We start from the raw sequence: 17,886 nt of genomic DNA, 5'->3' as shown, positions 1-17,886 counted from the left end.
CGCCTATTTCCAGTCGTTGGGGTCGAAAATTGTTGAAGCGATGTATCTATAGGGCTTAGAGTTTTTCAAAAGAACGTTGTTCCAATAGTAGACCATGACCAATTTTCCATCAGATCTTTGCGTTAATCTCGGGTAACCTGAATCGCGATTGGCACCATCTCCACTTCGAAGTGTAACTTCGTCTCCCCATGTCTCACCGTTGTCATCGCTAAATCTGACGTGTACTCGCGAGCCATGGTCGCTGCGATTAATATAGCCCAGCGCCAACCTTCCGTCTTTTAATTGAGCAAGTGCCGGTGGTGAACCGCCCCTTCCCGTGTCGGGAGCCGGATTTTTGAGTCTTTTCCAAGTTTTTCCATTATCTGTTGATTTATAACTGCTGATAAAGTTTGAACCGTCTTTTACTCGCGTTCGAATGGTTGTGAGCAATTCAGATTCGGAAAGTCTCAGGGAAGAAGGCATTATGTCAAATACTTCATGCTCTGGGGTAATGTAAGAAATCAATGTCCAATTGAGTCCGCCATCCACCGTTCTGACCAAAGCGACTCTTCCCTCTCTTTTATTTGATTTCGCTACGGTAATAAAAACACTTAACGAGTGCTTCCCATCGACAATATAATCTGTACGGTTTGCGATACCCGGTGTTCCGAGGTCAGGGAAGATAAACGCTCCTTCCCAAGATTTGCCCTTGTTGTTTGAATAATAAAAATGAGACGGGCCATTGTGATTATTATGTCTGAGGAAAGTCAATGCAAAACCAGAATTTGTAAAGTCTGCAATGGGGGTTGTCAAGGGTATCGGTTTTACGGCATTTTCAGGGGCTATATTGTTGTCGTGGCCCCAAGCTTTTTGCCCGATGTCAAATGCATCGGTAATCGTCCAAGTGACTCCACCATCTAAACTTCTGGCATATTTATTTCCCGAAGACTTGATGTCGTAGGTATGCATTCCCGGGGCTGTTTCGTTGTAAGGCGCTTCTACAAATCCGACCAAAAGTTCATTTCCCCAAGACCAAATACCGTGATTGGCGGGCCAACCACCATATTTTCCATCTTCCGAAAAAACAATGCCGTGCTCAATTTGTTTACCGTCTGTTTGAGCGAAACTTGTGATACTCTGAAAAAACATAAAGATTAGTGGCAAGATCTTTATTAACTGCGATTTACTTCGGTTACTATTTATATCCATTTTTTTATTTGGTCGTGGTTAAAAATACAGATGGTAAGATAGCTAAAATGATTTCTTAAAACAGCGCAATCTCTTTTTTTGTTTGGTAATCAAAACATAGCTTTTGTAACGATTTTTTTCAGAGCGAACTCAAACCATTGGCAATACGAAAAAAGCGTGATAACAATATGATAGCTGGCTCGCCCCATTGTATGTATTTATAGAGTGGGAGCAAACAGGGGGGTACTGTTTGTTGAAGTCGTGCTTCGCCATATTCTAAGTTTAGTTGCTTCCTTTTTATACCGCATCTGCAAATTTTTGTGAAAAGTGGCTTGATAATAGTTCCTATCACTGTAAACAAATGTGATAAATTAAATGAATTGAGATCTCAACGAATCTGGGCCAACTCTTGAAGTGTGAATATCTTCCTACACTGTTGGCATACATGGTTCCATGCGCTTATGGAGTGGGTCACAGGGTTAAATTACCGAAAAATCTGACAAGTTGTAAGAGTGATGATTTCCATCCGGTACCATACATCCGTCTAGAATGACTGTTTAACGAATGAGATATAATTGTTAAACATAACATCCATTTTTTAGGTGTTTGAACTAGAATCTGTGTGTGGTCAATAATTGCGTCGGAAATTTGTAGCAAATAAAAATAAAGATTTATGAAAACAATTTTACTACTAAAAGAGGTTTACATTGAAGGATTTAAAAATTTAGGCAATTTTATTGTTCAAAAATATTTTAAACTGTTTGCCTGGTTTTGCTTTGCAATGTTCTTTATTGTATTGTATGCTTTTATTTACCGTGTGGCTACTGGGTTTGCGTTCGATTAAGCATGTCAGAACTTTGACTCCTTCCGAATTGGCGAATGAGTTTTGAGCGTTGACTAGAATGCTTTTTTTGTCGGAACTATCTAAAAAAATCACATTTTCTGGTATTCTAAATAGACTAATTTTTCAATGGAATTTTCCTCGACATATGCTGTGGGAAAAACCACTGATTGTAACAAATGTCTATTGGTAGCCATGCAATTGCTTTTGAGTGGCTGTTTCGCAAGCATATATTTAAGATCGGGGTCATAATCGGGCAACCTGACAATTATCATATTTTTACGTCTTAAGGCATGTTAGTTTTGTATAAAATACAAGATCTAAATGTGCACTTTAATTCAAAAATATAATGTCCCCGGTCCACGTTATACGAGTTACCCGACAGTACCGTATTGGAATATGGATGGCTTTTCGGGTGCAAAATGGAAAAATACCGTTAGACGAAGTTTTATAGAAACTAACAGGTCTGAAGGAATTAGTCTATATATCCATTTACCATTTTGTGAAAATTTGTGTACATTTTGTGGATGCCATAAACGCATTACCAAGCGTCATAGTGTTGAGTTGCCTTATATCGATACGGTTTTAAAGGAATGGAAATTGTATATCGATTTTTTTTCTGAAAAACCAATTATCAAAGAACTGCATCTGGGTGGCGGAACCCCTACTTTTTTCTCTCCTGAACACCTAAAAATACTGATTGAAGGTATTTTTAGATATGCCAACCGTGCGGAAGAATATGAATTTAGTTTTGAGGGCCATCCCAACAACACTTCCGAGGCGCATCTTCAAACACTTTATGATTTAGGCTTTAGAAGGGTGAGTTTTGGTATACAAGACTACAACGAAACCGTTCAAAAAGCGATTCATAGAATACAGCCATTTGAAAACGTAAAAAAGGTCACCGATTTGGCGAGAAAAATCGGATATTCCTCTGTCGGCCATGATATTATTTTTGGACTTCCACATCAAACCCTGAAACATGTAGAGGAAACAATTCTAAAGACCAAAGAATTGATGCCCGACCGTTTGGCATTTTATAGTTATGCCCATGTTCCTTGGTTAAAGGGGAACGGACAACGGGGGTACAAAGACGACGATTTGCCCACTGCGGAAGAGAAGCGAAATCAATATGAAAAAGGGAAAAAATTACTTTCGAAAGTAGGGTATCATGAAATTGGAATGGACCATTTTGCCTTACCCTCCGATGGGTTGTACCAATCAATGCTGACTGGTGGGCTTCACCGCAACTTTATGGGCTATACGGCTTCTAAAACGCAATTGATGGTTGGTCTAGGAGCATCTAGTATTAGCGATAGTTGGTATAGCTTTTCGCAAAATGTAAAGAGCATTGAAGAGTACCGGCACTTGGTAGATAATGATATAATTCCTATTTATAGAGGGCATATTTTGACCGATGAAGATCAATTTATTCGAAGACATATTTTAAATTTAATGTGCAGGTTTGAGACAACTTGGGGAGGTGAAAATGAAAAATTACCAAACTTTGAAAAAGTATTGGAAAGATTAATGGAGCTGGAATTGGATGGTTTGGTGGTATGTACCCCGAAAAAGGTATGCGTGACCGATGCAGGTCGGCCGTTTGTGCGAAATATATGTATGGCCTTTGATGCACATTTGCACCGTAAGACACCTGAAAAGCGATTGTTTTCTTTGACAATTTAGCTTTTGTCCCATGACATTAAATTTATTTGGATAATGTTTTTAGTCAATTTTCATTAAAATATAAAAATCTGAACCCATGAAAAATATGATTGTACCCGTTGATTTCTCTGAACAGTCTGAGTATGCCCTTCGATTGGCAGCTTCCCTGGCTAAAAAACACGGTGCGAATATTTTGGCACTCCACATGCTAGAATTGAATCAAGCGATGATTTCATCGTCTGAAGGAATCTTTCCTGAACAGACCGTTTTTCTATTGAAACTTGCGGAAAAGCGATTCAGTGAATTTCTTGCCAAACCTTATTTAGAAGGAATAACGGTTACGCCAATAGTTAAACATTTTAAAGTTTTTAGCGAAGTAAACGAAGTGGCCGAAAAACATCAAGCAGATTTGGTTGTTATGGGGTCTCACGGTACCGACGGATTAAAAGAGATATTCGTGGGTTCCAATGCAGAGAAGGTTGTGAGAAACTCAAATGTTCCGGTGTTGGTCGTAAAGGGTGAACAGGTCGATTTTAAAGTTGATCGCTTTGTCTTTGCCTGTGATTTTAAAGATAGTAGTTTGCCTGCTTTTCAAAAAGCAAAAGAATTTGCAGAATTGTTGTCGGCGAGAATTGAATTGGTGTACATCAATACCCCTGGTGATAATTTCCTTAGCACGGGCGATGCCTATAATAGAATAAATGGGTTTCTCCAAAAGGCAAATGCTGGTCTTGAGGTTAAGATTTATAACGATTATAGTGTAGAACGAGGTGTTTTAAATTATAGTAAATCGATAAGCGCAGATTGTATAGGTATACCGACCCATGGTCGTAAAGGACTATCTCATTTCTTTATGGGAAGTATTGGTGAAGATATCGCCAACCATTCTAAAATTCCCGTGGTTACATTTAAGATTTGAAGCGTAGCTCATAAACCCTAAAGTTTATGGCTTTTTTTAAAATAACATTGCTCTCCGAAAAAGGGAGAAAACCATCTCGGTTTTCTCCCTTTTTCTTATCCCGTTCTACGTGTATTTCTTGAACCTGTCTGAGTTTATTTTCTGAATTAGCCAGAAACATTTGAGTTATATTTAGGAGTTATATTTATTTTAAACTCTTCTAAAACAGTAGTTTATACATTGCTTTAGATGATTTTTGGTTAAGGTCTTGAGTTCCGTATGTTTTAATTAAGGATAAAAGGATGTTTTTATCTTTATTATGACAATTGTCATGTTTTTCCTGCACGGTTACCTCTACTTTTGAAATATAATTAATAACCAGAAATCTAATGAAAATAAGAAGTAAAAGTGTCACTATTATATTTTCACTACTGCTTATGGCTTGTGGGGGAAAAGAGGAAAAGAAGCAGGAAGGGTTTAGTGTTGATCGAACTAAAACGACAACCGAAAAACCAGTTGAAGCCACTCCTGCGGTGAGTGCTACGCCACCTTCGGAGCGCGTAGCGTTGAACAATAAGGGCGTTGGTCCCATAAAGTCGATTACACTAGATGCCGAAATTGATCAAGCCATGGCAAAAGAAGGAGAGGAAATATATGGCCGAATGTGTTTGGCTTGCCACAAGGTTGACAAAAAGTTTATTGGACCTGCCCCCATCGGTGTTTTGGAAAGACGGAGTCCTGAATGGGTTATGAATATGATTTTGAATCCTGAAGTTATGGTAAAACAAGATCCTTTGGCCAAAGAATTATTAGGTGAATTTAACGGAGCGCCTATGGCCAACCAAGGTCTTACCGAAGAACAGGCTAGGGCCGTACTGGAGTACTTTAGAACCTTATAGCTACGAGAACAAATTGTATAACCACTAAAATTTACAGAATGAAAAAGTATAGCCATTTCTCAACAACCTTATTGGTGCTGACGCTGATATTTTCCAGTTGTGGAAACCAAGGGAAAGGCAATAGTGCCTCCAGTGGGGCCCTTAGTTCGAACAATGCCGAAAAAGTGTATGTAGCCCCGGGAGAACATGATGATTTTTATGCCTTTATGTCGGGTGGTTACAGTGGTAACCTTACCGTATACGGCTTGCCTTCTGGGCGAATGTTCAAAGAAATTCCGGTTTTTTCACAATTTGCGACTTCCGGTTATGGGTATTCGGAAGAAACCAAGCCAATGTTGAACACTTCTTTCGGTTTTGTTCCATGGGATGATTCACACCACCCCGATATAAGCCAAACGAACGGTGAATTGGATGGAAGATGGATATTTATCAACGGAAATAATACACCCAGAATTGCACGTATAAGCTTGACTACTTTTGAGACTGAGGAAATTATTGAAGTACCCAATAGTGCGGGTAACCACAGTTCATCCTTTATTACGGAAAACACGGAGTATGTAGTGGCAGGAACCCGCTTCTCTGTGCCTGTTCCACAACAAGATATGCCCATTAAGGAGTACAAGGGCAACTTTAAGGGTGCTTTGAGTTTTATTTCTGTGGATCCCGAACATGGTCATATGAGTTTAGAGTTTCAGATATTAATGCCGGGGTTCAACTATGACCTTTCGCATCCTGGTAGGGGAAAATCACACGGCTGGTTCTTTTTTACCACGTATAATACCGAAGAAGCGAACTCCCTTTTGGAGGTCAACGCCTCCCAAAACGATAAGGACTTTATCGCTGCGATCAACTGGAAGAAAATTGAGGAATATGTAAACGCTGGCGGAGGCACGAAAATGCCTGCCAATTATGCGCACAACGTATATGACGAAGGGACCCATACGGCGACTTCGACCATGAAAAAGGAAGTGTTGACCGTAGATCCGACAAAAATACCTGGAGCCGTATATTTCTTGCCTACTCCTAAGTCACCACATGGTTGTGATGTAGATCCGACAGGACAATATATTATCGGTAACGGAAAACTTTCCGCCGATTTGACCGTACACTCTTTCGACAAGATGTTGGCCGCTATCGAAGGAAAAAAATTCGATGGGGAAGCGTACGGCATTCCTATCCTGAAATTTGAGGATGTACTGGCAGGTCAGGTCAAAAGTGGAGGCCTCGGCCCCCTACACACCGAGTTTGATGGACAGGGTAATGCCTTTACCACTTTCTTTATTTCTTCGGAAGTAGTAAAGTGGAAATTGGGTACTTGGGAGGTTATCGATAGAAAGCCTACCTATTATTCAGTGGGTCACTTGATGATTCCTGGAGGAAATTCTAGAAAGCCTTTCGGCAAGTACGTAGTCGCCATGAACAAGATAACCAAGGACCGCTATCTGCCCACCGGGCCCGAAATGGAACACTCCGCCCAGTTGTACGATATTTCAGGAGACAAAATGGAGCTGATCTATGATTTCCCAACACACGGCGAACCACATTATGCCGCAGGTTGCCCGGCAGAACTTTTGGCTCCGAAATCGAAAAAAATCTATCGATTGGACGAGAACAAGCACCCCTTTGGAATAACCACGCCAACCGACGCCAAGGTAGTACGGGAGGGTAACGAGGTACATGTTTATATGTCCACCATACGAAGTCATTTTACGCCCGATAATATTGAGGGAATCAAGGTAGGCGACAAAGTGTACTTCCATATTACAAACCACGAGCAAGATTTTGATGTGCCACACGGATTTGCGATAATCGGTCAGAACACATCAGAGTTATTGATTATGCCGGGGCAGACCAAGACATCCGTTTGGGAACCCAAGCAAGTCGGTGTATGGCCCTTCTATTGTACCGATTTCTGTTCGGCACTGCATCAAGAAATGCAGGGGTATGTAAGAGTATCGCCAGCCAATTCAAAGATTGAGATTTCTTGGTCCTTGGGCGAGTAAAATTATTAACACTAACTCCTTTCTTTCAAACGGAAAAGCGGGTCGTATTGCAAGATCGCCCCGCTTTTTTAAAATGAAATGCACTGGCAACGAACACTCCGGTTTATTTGCTAAAAATAACGAGAAATGAAAAAAGCAAGTATTTTAATGATAATAGGCCCATTATTTCTCTTGGGGTTGTTTGCTTTCCCGTTATGGAATATTATGTTGGGGGCACCACAATATCCGGATCCATTGGGTATGAATATTCATATTTCTGGGATACATGGGGTGTCAGAGTTCGATTTACAGAATATTGACGGACTCAACCATTACATCGGCATGAAAACCATACCGAAGGCAGGAGAAATGTGGGAGTTTGATATCTTCCCCATGGTCATTATCGGAATGGTATCTCTTGGGGTGCTTATTGGAATACTGGGCTTTTTTGATAAAGTTAAATATACGTGGTTTCTGGGGTGGTTCGTGTTGATGTCCATATTAGGTGTTTTGGGAATGTATGATTTTAACGCCTGGCTTACCGACTATGGCTCAAATCTAGATCCCAATGCAATTATAAAAGTGACGAATCTTGATGGAACTCCCATGACCTATAAACCACCTTTATTGGGGCACCAAAAAATGTTAAACTTTGACGTGACCTCGTTACCTTCCACGGGAGCGTGGATGATGTTTGTCGGTATGATGATGACAGCTCTAGCTTTTTTAATAGGAAGGACAAGTAGTAGATCTTCCATAAAGGAAGAAACCGTAAAATGGCCAAAAGGTGAATTTCTTGAAACGGAAAACTAGCGACTGGCCTCAAAAGCAAATTCAGAAGTCGAACGAACAACTAAAATAAAGGATCAGATGAAAGGTTATTTTGTATTTCTGTTCATGCCGCTACTAGTTTTTATATCATGCAGTGTAAAACCTGAACCTATCGACTATGGTAGTGACGGTTGTCATTTCTGTAGCATGACCATTGTTGATCAGCAACATGCAGCGCAAATTGTGACCTCAAAAGGCAAAGCTTTTAAGTTTGATGCCGCGGAATGTATGATGAATTATTTGCGGGATATGAACACTGCCGATGTGGCGCTGTATTTAACCAATACCTATCATCGACCGGGCGAATTGACAGATGCCATTAAGGCTACCTATTTGATAAGCGAAAATATTCCAAGTCCGATGGGAGAGTTTTTAACAGCCTTCGACTCTGAAGAAGCGGCAAAAAATGTACAATTGGAAAGCCAAGGGAAACTATTTACTTGGCAAGAACTTAAAAATAAATTTGATACAAAAACCAAATAGAATGTACGCAGTAAATAATACGATAGCATCACAATCCTTTGACAAGCTTCAGGTTCAAAAACTTGTAAAGTCCGATGTCTTTGAAATTTTAACCATTAGCCTTGAGGCGGAATCCATTTTTCCTGAACATACTTCTCCCACGGATGCCCATTTAATTGTTCTTCAGGGCGATATTCTTTTCCATATTAACGAGAAGGTTTTTCGAATAAAGACGCAAGAGCATTTTAGTTTCCCTAAAGAGGTTTCGCATTGGGTCGAGGCGAATGAGAATTCAAAATTTTTGATTATCAGATAATGACATTTCGAAGCCCAATATATCTGATACTATTGTTGCTGCTTATTAGTGAAAGTCTATTCGCTAAAGCCCTAATTGTTTGTCCTTCTTGCGAGATAAAATCAATTAAAGAGGGCATTGCCTTAGCCGCAGATTTTGATACCCTTCTGATCAAAAAAGGGCGGTATCACGAATTTAATATTCAGATAACGAAACCATTATCCCTTATCGGGGAAGATTATCCTATTGTCGATGGGGAAGATAACGGTGAAATCATAACCGTTCAAGCGGATAACGTAACCATTGACGGACTCTTTATTATCAATGTAGGAACAAGTTATACCGCTGATTACGCCGCCATACGGGTGGTAGAGAGTGAAAATTTTGTGATACAGAACGTGGTGCTGGAAAAACTTTTTTTTGGCATCTATTTAGAGAAATCGAAAAATGGGAGGGTATACCATAATAAAATTATCGGAGATGCCGTAGACGAATATAATTCTGGGAACGGCATACAACTCTGGTATTCAAAGAATATCGAAGTTGAGCAGAATATTGTTCAACATGTTCGCGATGGTATTTACCTAGAGTTTTCAGACAATATTACCATAGCAGACAACACCAGTGCCAATAATCTACGGTACGGTCTTCATTTTATGTTTTCTAACGATGATGTGTATACGAACAACACTTTTGAGAATAATGGGGCGGGGGTAGCCGTCATGTTCTCTAAACGGATAAAAATGCATGGAAACACCTTCCAAAAGAATTGGGGTACAGCGGCTTTTGGTATGCTTTTAAAAGAAATTAACGACGCTGAAATTAGTGGAAATACTTTTGCCGAGAATACTGTCGGTATCAATATCGAAGGATCAAACCGTATAATCTACAAAAACAATGATTTTATTAATAACGGATGGGCTATTAAAGTGCGCGGGGCTTGTTATGCCAATTCATTCGTAAAGAATAACTTTTTATACAACTCCTTTGATATCTCGTATAATGGCAACTTGAACGATAATATATTCAATACTAATTTTTGGAGTGATTATACAGGTTACGATCTTGATAAGAATGGAATTGGTGATGTGCCTTACCGTCCAGTAAAACTGTTTTCATATATCGTAAACAGAACACCGGAAACCATAGTGCTGCTCAGAAGCCTATTCATGGATATTATTGATTTTTCGGAAAAGGTGTCTCCTGTTTTTACACCAGATAATTTGTTGGACGTAAATCCGCTAATGAAAAAATCCAAATGATACAAATAGCGCATTTATATAAAAAATTCGGAAAAAACCATGTATTGAGAGGTCTGGATCTGCATATGGGGCCAAGTGGTATTTTTGCTATTCTTGGTCCGAACGGTTCAGGGAAAACGACCTTGATTAAGGCAATATTAGGGATGGTCGTACCAGACAAGGGTGTAATTTCTGTTTTGGGAAAACCCATAAAAAACAAATGGAGGTACCGACAAGAAATCGAGTACTTGCCCCAAATCGCAAATTTCCCTGGAAACCTTAGGGTAAAGGAAATCATTAGAATGGTTAAAGACCTACGACAAGAGCCCAGCGACGCGGAACGTTTGATAACCTTATTCTCTCTCGAGCCCTTTCTTGACAAGAAATTAAGCACACTTTCAGGGGGTACCAAACAAAAGGTAAATATTGTTTTAACCTTAATGTTCGATAGTCCACTTATCATTTTAGATGAACCTACAACAGGGTTGGATCCCCTTGCCCTAATTCACCTAAAACAATTGATATACGAAGAAAGGGCGAAAGGTAAGACGATTCTGGTTACTTCCCATATCATGGGTTTTGTAGAAGAAGTGGCCGATGAGATTGTATATCTTTTGGAAGGAAAAATTTACTTCAAAGGAGGTATTCCTGACTTGAAAATAAAAACCGGGCAGCAAGATTTTGAACATGCCATAGCGGCCATAGCCATAACCACCACCGATGCTTAAGATACTTAAATATAGTTTTTATGATTTAATGCGCAGTCGCTGGAGCTATGTATATTTTCTTTTTTACTTGGCATTGGGCTTCGTGTTGTTGTTTTTGAACCAAGATCTTTCAAAAGCGGTCATTACCCTAATGAACGTTATTATTGTTTTAGTACCGTTGATAGGCACCATTTTTGGGGTGATGTATTTTTATAATTCCAAAGAATTTACCGAATTGTTATTGGCCCAGCCCATTAGACGTTCCTCCATCTTTTTAGGGCAATATTTCGGAGTAGCCGGTTCACTTACGCTAAGTTTGGTACTTGGACTGGCCATTCCGTTTGCACTATATGGACTTTTTAAAAGCGATGCCATTTGGGATTTTTCCCTCCTTTTGGTCACAGGAGGCTTTTTGACTATGATATTTACCGCATTGTCATTCAATATTGCGCTGTCGAACGAAAACAAGATTAAAGGCTTTGGTTATGCTGTACTTTTGTGGTTATTTTTAGCCGTTATCTACGATGGACTTTTTCTTATGTCGTTAATCGTTTACGAAGAGTATCCTTTAGACACTTTTTCCTTAGTAGCGACCATGTTTAATCCCATTGATCTGTCGCGGACGCTTATCCTTTTAAAATTAGACATTTCTGCACTCTTAGGGTATACAGGAGCGGTTTTCAAGCAATTTTTTGGAACTGATCAAGGGTTGCTGATCTCTATTCTGATGTTAGTAATTTGGACCGCTTTGCCTATTTGGCGACTGGTAATTGTATCGAAGAAAAAAGATTTTTAGCATTGGTATTTCTCCCCTACGTTCAAAGTAGGGGAGAAATACTCAATTCAAATTCGGCAGCGCACAGGCTATCCGTATTTTGAGGCGCCGAAATCGGTACAGCTTAAACAAGGTTCGAGAATTGCTCTAGTTGTAATTAGCTTTTTTGGTCTTTCTTTTTTTCTGTCGGAGATGGTACATGGGAAGATGAGGTCAGATAGCCTTCATTTCTACCGCTGTTTTATAATTATGTCGATGCATGTTCAAGGGCTTCGATTTCCGTGATCAACTTCGCCAAAACATCTTTGCCGCATTCAAAATCATATAGAATTTTTGCCTTAGACGATTTGAACCCCTCAGAATTGATGAAAAGCACTTTGTAATAAGCTATTCCCTCATTAAGATTGTTTGCAAATTTCAGTAAATACTGTTTTTGTTTTCGGGTAACCGATCTTCGAGACTCGGTAATTTGATCTTCTAAATATTTCAAGTATATAGAAAGTTCTTTAATAAACATGTTGGGCCTATCGGATCGGTTAATTAGATTGGCCCTTCCATAAATATGGTCGGTCATTTCTGAAAGGGAGGCGATCTTTGAAAAATAGGCCATATTCGGCCCGGGACAGATCGAAACGCCTTCGCCCTCGGTTTTTGTGTCCAATCCATAGACCAATAGGGCCGAGGTGCCCAGCCCTACGCAGGTGCATGACTTTTCAGTAATTTGGGTGTATCGCAATTGATATTCTTCCGAGGAAATGGATTCTTTGTTCAGTTCTAGTAATTTTAAATGTTGGTACTGCCGCGACGCTGTACAAAGGCCTTCATCTTTATACTCTTTGTTCAGGGCGACGAATTTTTTGGGGCAGGCACTTCCGGGCCTACCTTTGGCCAGATTCTTCGCTTTTTCCAAATCTTTGGTATTTCCCTTTAAGCTGTGGAAGGGAATACCCAGAGGCGAAATATTACTTAAATAAAGATCATCTTCTTTAGCGGCCACGAGTTTATTCAAGGTTGTTTTATCTACGGTTGAAACTTCAGGAACTAATAAAAATGGCGTGCCCCAGCCTACAGAATCGACTTGGTAATGATTTATAAGAAACTCGTGTTCTTCGCAAGTCCCCACACCACCTTGTGCCGAAATTTTTAACGGTAGAGACCTTTTGGGAACCGGTCGATCTTTCTGCTCCAACGCCGTAATCATCAAGTCGTGGATCTGGGTTGTCAATTCTTCTTTATTACTTTTAAACTGCTCCAATATTGGGCCCATCAGATAGCCATCGGTGGCAAAAGCATGACCACCACAGTTGAGTCCTGATTCGATGCGGTACTCCGACACCCAAATACCTTTTTTGGCCAAAAATTTTCCTTGAATCAAGGCAGATCGGTAATCACTGACCTTTAAAACAAGCTTCTTTTTTAAGTTTCCGTTGCTATCGGGATAAAAGTCATCGAATTGCTCCAAATAACTATACAGTCTAGGATTCATTCCAGCGGAAAGAATTACGGAAGAATTCAAGCCACTATTCATAAAGCCCCGTAGCGCAGCATGCGCATCGTTAAATTCTGTTGATAGTTTTTCCTTTTTGATATAATTTTCCTTGTCGACCTTGGTCATGATGTTGACATCGATACTACCCATGGGCATGCGCGATCTGATCCAAGTTCCAATTTCCTCGAGATTAAGACAATCTTTGGTCAACTGCTCGAATTCTTGTTTAAGGGCAGCGGTATCTGGTAGCTTTCCGAAATATTCCTTGATATCGTTCGTTGTTGCGGTTGTGGTATTTTTGAAATCTTCGAATTTCTTTAGGGCAAGTTCTTGAATTAGGTTGAGATACGACGTAATTCGTTTCGCCCTGAAGTCTTCCATTTTATCCGTTATTTCGGTGTACGGAATTTCAAATTTTCCACAATACATTTTCCGCAGCTTTTCCAAAAGAATGTCGTCGACCAAAGAAATGACAGAGTCGATTCCGAATTGCGAAACTTTTAAAGGAGTATCTATTGTAAAACCTATTCCCATTACGGGGATGTGAAAGGAGTGTTCGTTTGTCATTCTTTATCGATTAAATTATATAACGTGTGTTTGTCCATTTAATAGTAGATACAGGGCCGATTTAACCGAATCTCGCAAATGGTAGAAGGCAACACTTGCAACATTGCTTTCCATTTTTACCGATGAATTTTCTTTTTTCAATTCAAAATAAACGGGTGGCAATACGTTTACTTTGAACAGATCAAGAAAAAGGGTGTTTAAGCCGGATCGGTATTCCATGCCCGCGCGAAGTTCCACAGCTATAGGTAACTGTGCTTTGACTTGAGGGAGTGATAAGATACAGAAAGGGAAAGCTATTATTTTGACTTGTTCCATTTGAATCATCCGGAAGTTTGGTATACAAAATACTGCTTAAAAAAACGCTTAAAAAATGATATTTGTCAGGTTATTTGAGCGCATCCACTATCGTTTCATCCCCCTGTTTTCTTAAATTGCGGTACTAAATGATAAACTTAACACCTCATACAAAAGCAGCTTTTGCCTATTTTATTTTTGCGGCAGTATTGGGTGTGGTATTGCGTTCTTTTCATTCGGTAGACTTGGCTATCAACTACAAGTTCTTTGTTCATACCCATTCCCATATTGCCTTGCTGGGTTGGGTGTATGTGGCTTTGACCATATTGTTGTATAAATTATTTGTGCAAGATGCGATTGTCGATAAAAAATACCGTTATCTCTTTTGGTTCACCCAATTGACATTGCTGGGCATGTTACTGACCTTTCCCTTTCAAGGGTATGCCCTAATCTCTATTTTGTTTTCGACGTTGTTTCTTTTTGCTTCATATTGGTTTTTTTGGTTTTTTCGCAAACATGTAAAAGGGGAATTCAGAAAGACTAAGGCTTACAAATGTGTGAATGCCGCATTATGGTATTTGATAATTTCTAGTTTAGGGCCCTGGGCATTGGGAGCGGTTATGAATATTTGGGGACCCGAATCGGTTTGGTATCGGCTGGCCATTTACTTTTATCTTCATTTTTTGTACAACGGGTGGATGTTGATGGCCATTTTCGGACTGTTCTTTCACATGCTCGAACGACACGGAATTCATCCATCGAAAAAGACATTTAAACTATTTTTTAAAAGTATCAATCTCGGAATTTTATTGACCTTTTTTCTGTCAACCTTATTTGCCAAACCTCCACTTGTATTAAATGTGTTGGGTGGGGCAGGGGCCGTGTTACAACTTTTTGCTTTAGCCGTGCTGATTCTTTTTTTTGTGCGTTCGAAAGGGCAATGGGTATCGGTTTTGTCAAATTTTCAAAACCATCTGTTGAAGACTGTGGGGCTTCTTTTGGTACTTAAAATGGCCCTCCAACTTTTGACAGCTTTGCCTTATTTTGCCAATTTAGCGGCTATGTATCTTGATTTTACCATTGGATATTTACATGGAACGTTTCTGGGGGTCGTGAGTATCTCACTGTTCTTGTTCTTCGATTTTTTTAAGTTGATACGGATATCAAAAAAAGGCTATTGGTTATATCTCTTGGGATTTGTGATCACGGAGGCGCTTATTTTTTTAAAAGGAATAGTTTCATGGTTGCGTCTATCACTTTTTGATGGTTATTTTGAACTTTTGGCGCTAGGAAGCCTTTTGATTCCACTGAGTTTGCTGCTTATTGTATTCGGGACTCAAAAAGGAAGTCAAGTCTAATCATCCTTTAGTATCCGGATGATACTACCGTTTAATTCGGCGTTTACGGGAATCTGGCAAGCCAGTCGGCTGTTTTCGGTGCGGTTTCCAATTTTTGATAGTCTAAGCAGTTCATCCTTATCCATGTTTTCGGTAATGGAACCCTTTACCAACTCGACATGGCAGGTACCGCACCAGGCCCTGCCTTTACATTCGCCCCAATTCTCGACATATTTGTCAAAAAGTAGTTCCATCAGATTATGATATTCATTGACCTTGAAATCGGCATGGCATTCTTCCCCGAACTCATTGAAATATATAAGACTGTAGCAGCTGTTTGTCATTGAACGAGGTTTCGTTTTTTTCTTGGTTGTTCTTTAAAATAAACTGCAAATGATCACAAGAATATTGAACGATACGCTCAGTAGCAATAGGTTGAATACAACCTTTGGTTTCAGTTGTGCCAGTACCGCGCCGTTATAGGCCATACACAAAATGGTGACTAAAAAAAGTAAGGTCAGCATGGCTGCTGTTTGAATGTCGCTCATCAATAATAGCATTGCGGCTATAGAACCGATGCAACTTTGGCCGATGATTGCAATAGTGGCATAGCCCGTTTGTGCTCTTTTGAATTCAGCCAGAAGGTTGGTGTAGTATTTAAAATACTTCACTTTTTTAGAAGTGAATAGGCTCTTATGCCCAGAATGGGTCATCTGAATTGTCTCTGAATTTCTCATCGTTATGTAGTTTTGAAACGGCGCTTAATTGTGCCGTTGTAGCTATTTTTTGAATTTCATTAAAAAGTAGGCGTTCCTCAAAACGTATATGTTTTTCTAGTTCTTCTTCAATACGCTTGATTGATTTATGTATTTCTGGGTCCTCGAACAACCGAATCAATTTGCTGTGTTCTGCAAGGGCTTTTTTGACCAATTCGTTATCCTTACCTAGAATAGGAAACATATAGCGCTCTTCCAACTCGAAATGTGGTACGAGGTGTGTTTTAAAGAACCAATCAGCATAGCGTTTTATTCTGGCTACTTCGATACCTTTTGAAAATCCGGTTCGTATTTTCCAACACAGAAGGAGACCTTGGTGATGATCACGACTGATGCCTTGTAATTCTTTTTTTCTTTTGAGCGGTACGGTTTTTTCCATGATATTGGGTTTTATACCAAAATCGAAAATTCTTTTTCCAATAGCTCCGCTTTTGGGAAAAGTATATTGTTTTCTAAATGGATGTGCCTGTGTAGGTCTTGTTCAAATTCTTGAAGCAAGGAAAACGCTACTTTGTAGGTGTTACAGGCGTCAACCGGAGGCGTATAATTATTACTCAGCGCATCTATTTTTCGAAATCGGTCGCCCTCGGCCTCATGCTCCTCCATCATCATTGCAATCGGGTTTTGAACGGTACCAAAATGGGGTCGATCTAGGTTTGCTCCGCTATGTTTGGCCTTGATCATTTTACGAACAGCCGGAAAAAGAATGAGTTCTTCCTTTTTCATGTGCATGGCCAATTCCCCTGCTGATTTTTCGAAGTGTTCGGTAATCTCGAACAATTCCGGATGTCTTTCCCCGTGTACGCGACATAGTTTGTTAAGATATTGCTTTAAAATGGGAATGCGTTCCTCGACGTAACGATGGTGCCTTTTTTCTATATAATCAGCGAGCAAATCTAAGGGCCAAGATTTGAAATCGATGGTTTCGGCAGTGTCTTGATTCAAGATTGCCTCGATTTCTATTAGTAATTGTTCGGTACTCACATTGCCCTTTTCCGCTATCTCGCTTATGCTTCTGTTTCCCTTACAGCAAAAGTCGATTTTATGATTTTTAAAAACTTGGGCTATTCGGTAGTCTTCAGCTACGATTTGGCCTATATTTTTTTCAAGTATCTTTTCCATAATCTATTTTTTTTTTGATTAATAGCTGTTATTAAAAATAATATCGGATAAAATTATCCTTTATTAAATCAAATTTTTTTTACCTTTTCAGATAGGTCAAGCCAACCTCAAGGCCAGCTGTCATTTCATATAAACTTGTATTTTCAAGCATTTCTTTCAGACCATCACGTATGGCCACGAATTTGTCGTGTACAGGGCAGGGTTTATCGGCATTGCATTCTTTTAACCCGAGGCCACATCCGACATAAATATTATCACCATCGATGGCATAAACAATTTGGCCAAGCGTAATTTTATCTATTTGTTCCTTTTCAATCTGAAAACCGCCTGACGGGCCTTTTACCGAATCGATAATGCGGTTTCTTGACAATTGTTGTAGAATTTTAGCCGTGAATGCTTCGGGAGAATCTATTTTTTTTGCGATATCACGAAGACCGGTCCGTTTCCCATCAAGCGACTGGAGCGCAATGTAGGTGGAAGCTCGTATACCATATTCACATGCTTTTGAAAACATCTCGTGTTGATTAGGATTCAGTAA

At 39.7% G+C, this 17,886-nt stretch carries 20 protein-coding genes; 12 read left to right on the top strand and 8 right to left on the bottom strand.

What is annotated here, in order from left to right; genetic code table 11:
• Positions 1 to 3 precede the first annotated feature (3 nt).
• Positions 4 to 1,128, bottom strand: coding sequence for a sialidase family protein (locus tag AACZ88_RS12020; RefSeq protein WP_339710450.1), 1,125 nt, complete (start codon positions 1,126 to 1,128; stop codon positions 4 to 6).
• 712 nt (positions 1,129 to 1,840) lie between these two features.
• Between AACZ88_RS12020 and AACZ88_RS12015 the strand changes: the two genes are divergently transcribed.
• The 11 genes from AACZ88_RS12015 to AACZ88_RS11965 all read left to right on the top strand — a co-directional run bounded on the left by AACZ88_RS12015 (position 1,841) and on the right by AACZ88_RS11965 (position 11,784).
• Positions 1,841 to 2,011: a DUF6747 family protein gene (locus AACZ88_RS12015; protein ID WP_339710448.1), complete on the top strand. Its 171-nt coding sequence runs from the start codon at positions 1,841 to 1,843 to the stop codon at positions 2,009 to 2,011.
• 321 nt (positions 2,012 to 2,332) lie between these two features.
• Positions 2,333 to 3,694: an oxygen-independent coproporphyrinogen III oxidase gene (hemN, locus tag AACZ88_RS12010; RefSeq protein WP_339710445.1), complete on the top strand. Its 1,362-nt coding sequence runs from the start codon at positions 2,333 to 2,335 to the stop codon at positions 3,692 to 3,694.
• Between the two features lie 76 nt (positions 3,695 to 3,770).
• Complete coding sequence (locus tag AACZ88_RS12005; RefSeq protein WP_339710442.1) at positions 3,771 to 4,592, top strand: universal stress protein; 822 nt, start codon at positions 3,771 to 3,773, stop codon at positions 4,590 to 4,592.
• Positions 4,593 to 4,960: 368 nt separating this feature from the next.
• Complete coding sequence (locus AACZ88_RS12000; RefSeq protein WP_339710440.1) at positions 4,961 to 5,470, top strand: cytochrome c; 510 nt, start codon at positions 4,961 to 4,963, stop codon at positions 5,468 to 5,470.
• A gap of 38 nt (positions 5,471 to 5,508) precedes the next feature.
• A complete protein-coding gene (nosZ, locus tag AACZ88_RS11995; RefSeq protein ID WP_339710438.1) occupies positions 5,509 to 7,473 on the top strand; it encodes a Sec-dependent nitrous-oxide reductase in 1,965 nt (654 codons plus the stop codon).
• Positions 7,474 to 7,599: 126 nt separating this feature from the next.
• On the top strand, positions 7,600 to 8,265 hold the full coding sequence (locus AACZ88_RS11990) for a hypothetical protein (protein WP_339710436.1): 666 nt from the start codon (positions 7,600 to 7,602) through the stop codon (positions 8,263 to 8,265).
• Positions 8,266 to 8,322: 57 nt separating this feature from the next.
• Positions 8,323 to 8,766 (top strand): nitrous oxide reductase accessory protein NosL, encoded by a 444-nt coding sequence (locus AACZ88_RS11985; protein WP_339710434.1) that lies wholly within the window; start codon positions 8,323 to 8,325, stop codon positions 8,764 to 8,766.
• 1 nt (position 8,767) lies between these two features.
• Positions 8,768 to 9,061, top strand: a complete 294-nt coding sequence (locus AACZ88_RS11980; RefSeq protein WP_339710432.1) for a cupin domain-containing protein — start codon at positions 8,768 to 8,770, stop codon at positions 9,059 to 9,061.
• Entirely contained in the window at positions 9,061 to 10,302 is a 1,242-nt protein-coding gene (locus tag AACZ88_RS11975) for a nitrous oxide reductase family maturation protein NosD (RefSeq protein WP_339710430.1), read from the top strand. The genes AACZ88_RS11980 and AACZ88_RS11975 overlap by 1 nt, the downstream gene beginning before the upstream one ends.
• Entirely contained in the window at positions 10,299 to 11,009 is a 711-nt protein-coding gene (locus tag AACZ88_RS11970; protein WP_339710428.1) for an ABC transporter ATP-binding protein, read from the top strand. The genes AACZ88_RS11975 and AACZ88_RS11970 overlap by 4 nt, the downstream gene beginning before the upstream one ends.
• The gene (locus AACZ88_RS11965; RefSeq protein WP_339710426.1) at positions 11,002 to 11,784 is read left to right on the top strand and encodes an ABC transporter permease; all 783 of its coding nucleotides are present in this window, start codon (positions 11,002 to 11,004) and stop codon (positions 11,782 to 11,784) included. The genes AACZ88_RS11970 and AACZ88_RS11965 overlap by 8 nt, the downstream gene beginning before the upstream one ends.
• A gap of 226 nt (positions 11,785 to 12,010) precedes the next feature.
• Here AACZ88_RS11965 and AACZ88_RS11960 read toward each other — a convergent pair whose 3' ends face one another.
• Complete coding sequence (locus AACZ88_RS11960) at positions 12,011 to 13,819, bottom strand: hypothetical protein (RefSeq protein ID WP_339710424.1); 1,809 nt, start codon at positions 13,817 to 13,819, stop codon at positions 12,011 to 12,013.
• 15 nt (positions 13,820 to 13,834) lie between these two features.
• Complete coding sequence (locus tag AACZ88_RS11955; protein WP_339710422.1) at positions 13,835 to 14,134, bottom strand: hypothetical protein; 300 nt, start codon at positions 14,132 to 14,134, stop codon at positions 13,835 to 13,837.
• Between the two features lie 128 nt (positions 14,135 to 14,262).
• Here AACZ88_RS11955 and AACZ88_RS11950 point away from each other — a divergent pair, with 128 nt between their 5' ends.
• Positions 14,263 to 15,471 carry a hypothetical protein gene (locus tag AACZ88_RS11950; RefSeq protein ID WP_339710420.1) on the top strand — a complete coding sequence of 403 codons (1,209 nt, stop codon included), beginning with the start codon at positions 14,263 to 14,265 and terminating at the stop codon, positions 15,469 to 15,471.
• On the opposite strand, the gene AACZ88_RS11945 is transcribed toward AACZ88_RS11950, so the two are convergent.
• The 5 genes from AACZ88_RS11945 to AACZ88_RS11925 form a co-directional block, all read right to left on the bottom strand.
• Complete coding sequence (locus AACZ88_RS11945) at positions 15,468 to 15,794, bottom strand: 2Fe-2S iron-sulfur cluster-binding protein (protein ID WP_339710418.1); 327 nt, start codon at positions 15,792 to 15,794, stop codon at positions 15,468 to 15,470. The genes AACZ88_RS11950 and AACZ88_RS11945 overlap by 4 nt on opposite strands.
• 33 nt (positions 15,795 to 15,827) lie before the next feature.
• Positions 15,828 to 16,187, bottom strand: a complete 360-nt coding sequence (locus AACZ88_RS11940) for a hypothetical protein (RefSeq protein ID WP_339710416.1) — start codon at positions 16,185 to 16,187, stop codon at positions 15,828 to 15,830.
• Positions 16,144 to 16,605, bottom strand: a complete 462-nt coding sequence (locus AACZ88_RS11935) for a hemerythrin domain-containing protein (protein WP_339710414.1) — start codon at positions 16,603 to 16,605, stop codon at positions 16,144 to 16,146. The genes AACZ88_RS11940 and AACZ88_RS11935 overlap by 44 nt, the downstream gene beginning before the upstream one ends.
• An 11-nt stretch (positions 16,606 to 16,616) precedes the next feature.
• The gene (gene ric / locus AACZ88_RS11930; RefSeq protein ID WP_339710412.1) at positions 16,617 to 17,348 is read right to left on the bottom strand and encodes an iron-sulfur cluster repair di-iron protein; all 732 of its coding nucleotides are present in this window, start codon (positions 17,346 to 17,348) and stop codon (positions 16,617 to 16,619) included.
• A gap of 79 nt (positions 17,349 to 17,427) precedes the next feature.
• The gene (locus tag AACZ88_RS11925; RefSeq protein WP_339710410.1) at positions 17,428 to 17,862 is read right to left on the bottom strand and encodes an Rrf2 family transcriptional regulator; all 435 of its coding nucleotides are present in this window, start codon (positions 17,860 to 17,862) and stop codon (positions 17,428 to 17,430) included.
• Positions 17,863 to 17,886: the final 24 nt, after the last annotated feature.

The sequence above is a fragment of the uncultured Kriegella sp. genome, assembly GCF_963975415.1.
Taxonomy (GTDB): Bacteria; Bacteroidota; Bacteroidia; order Flavobacteriales; family Flavobacteriaceae; genus Kriegella.
This window is presented reverse-complemented; position numbering and strand designations above follow the sequence as displayed.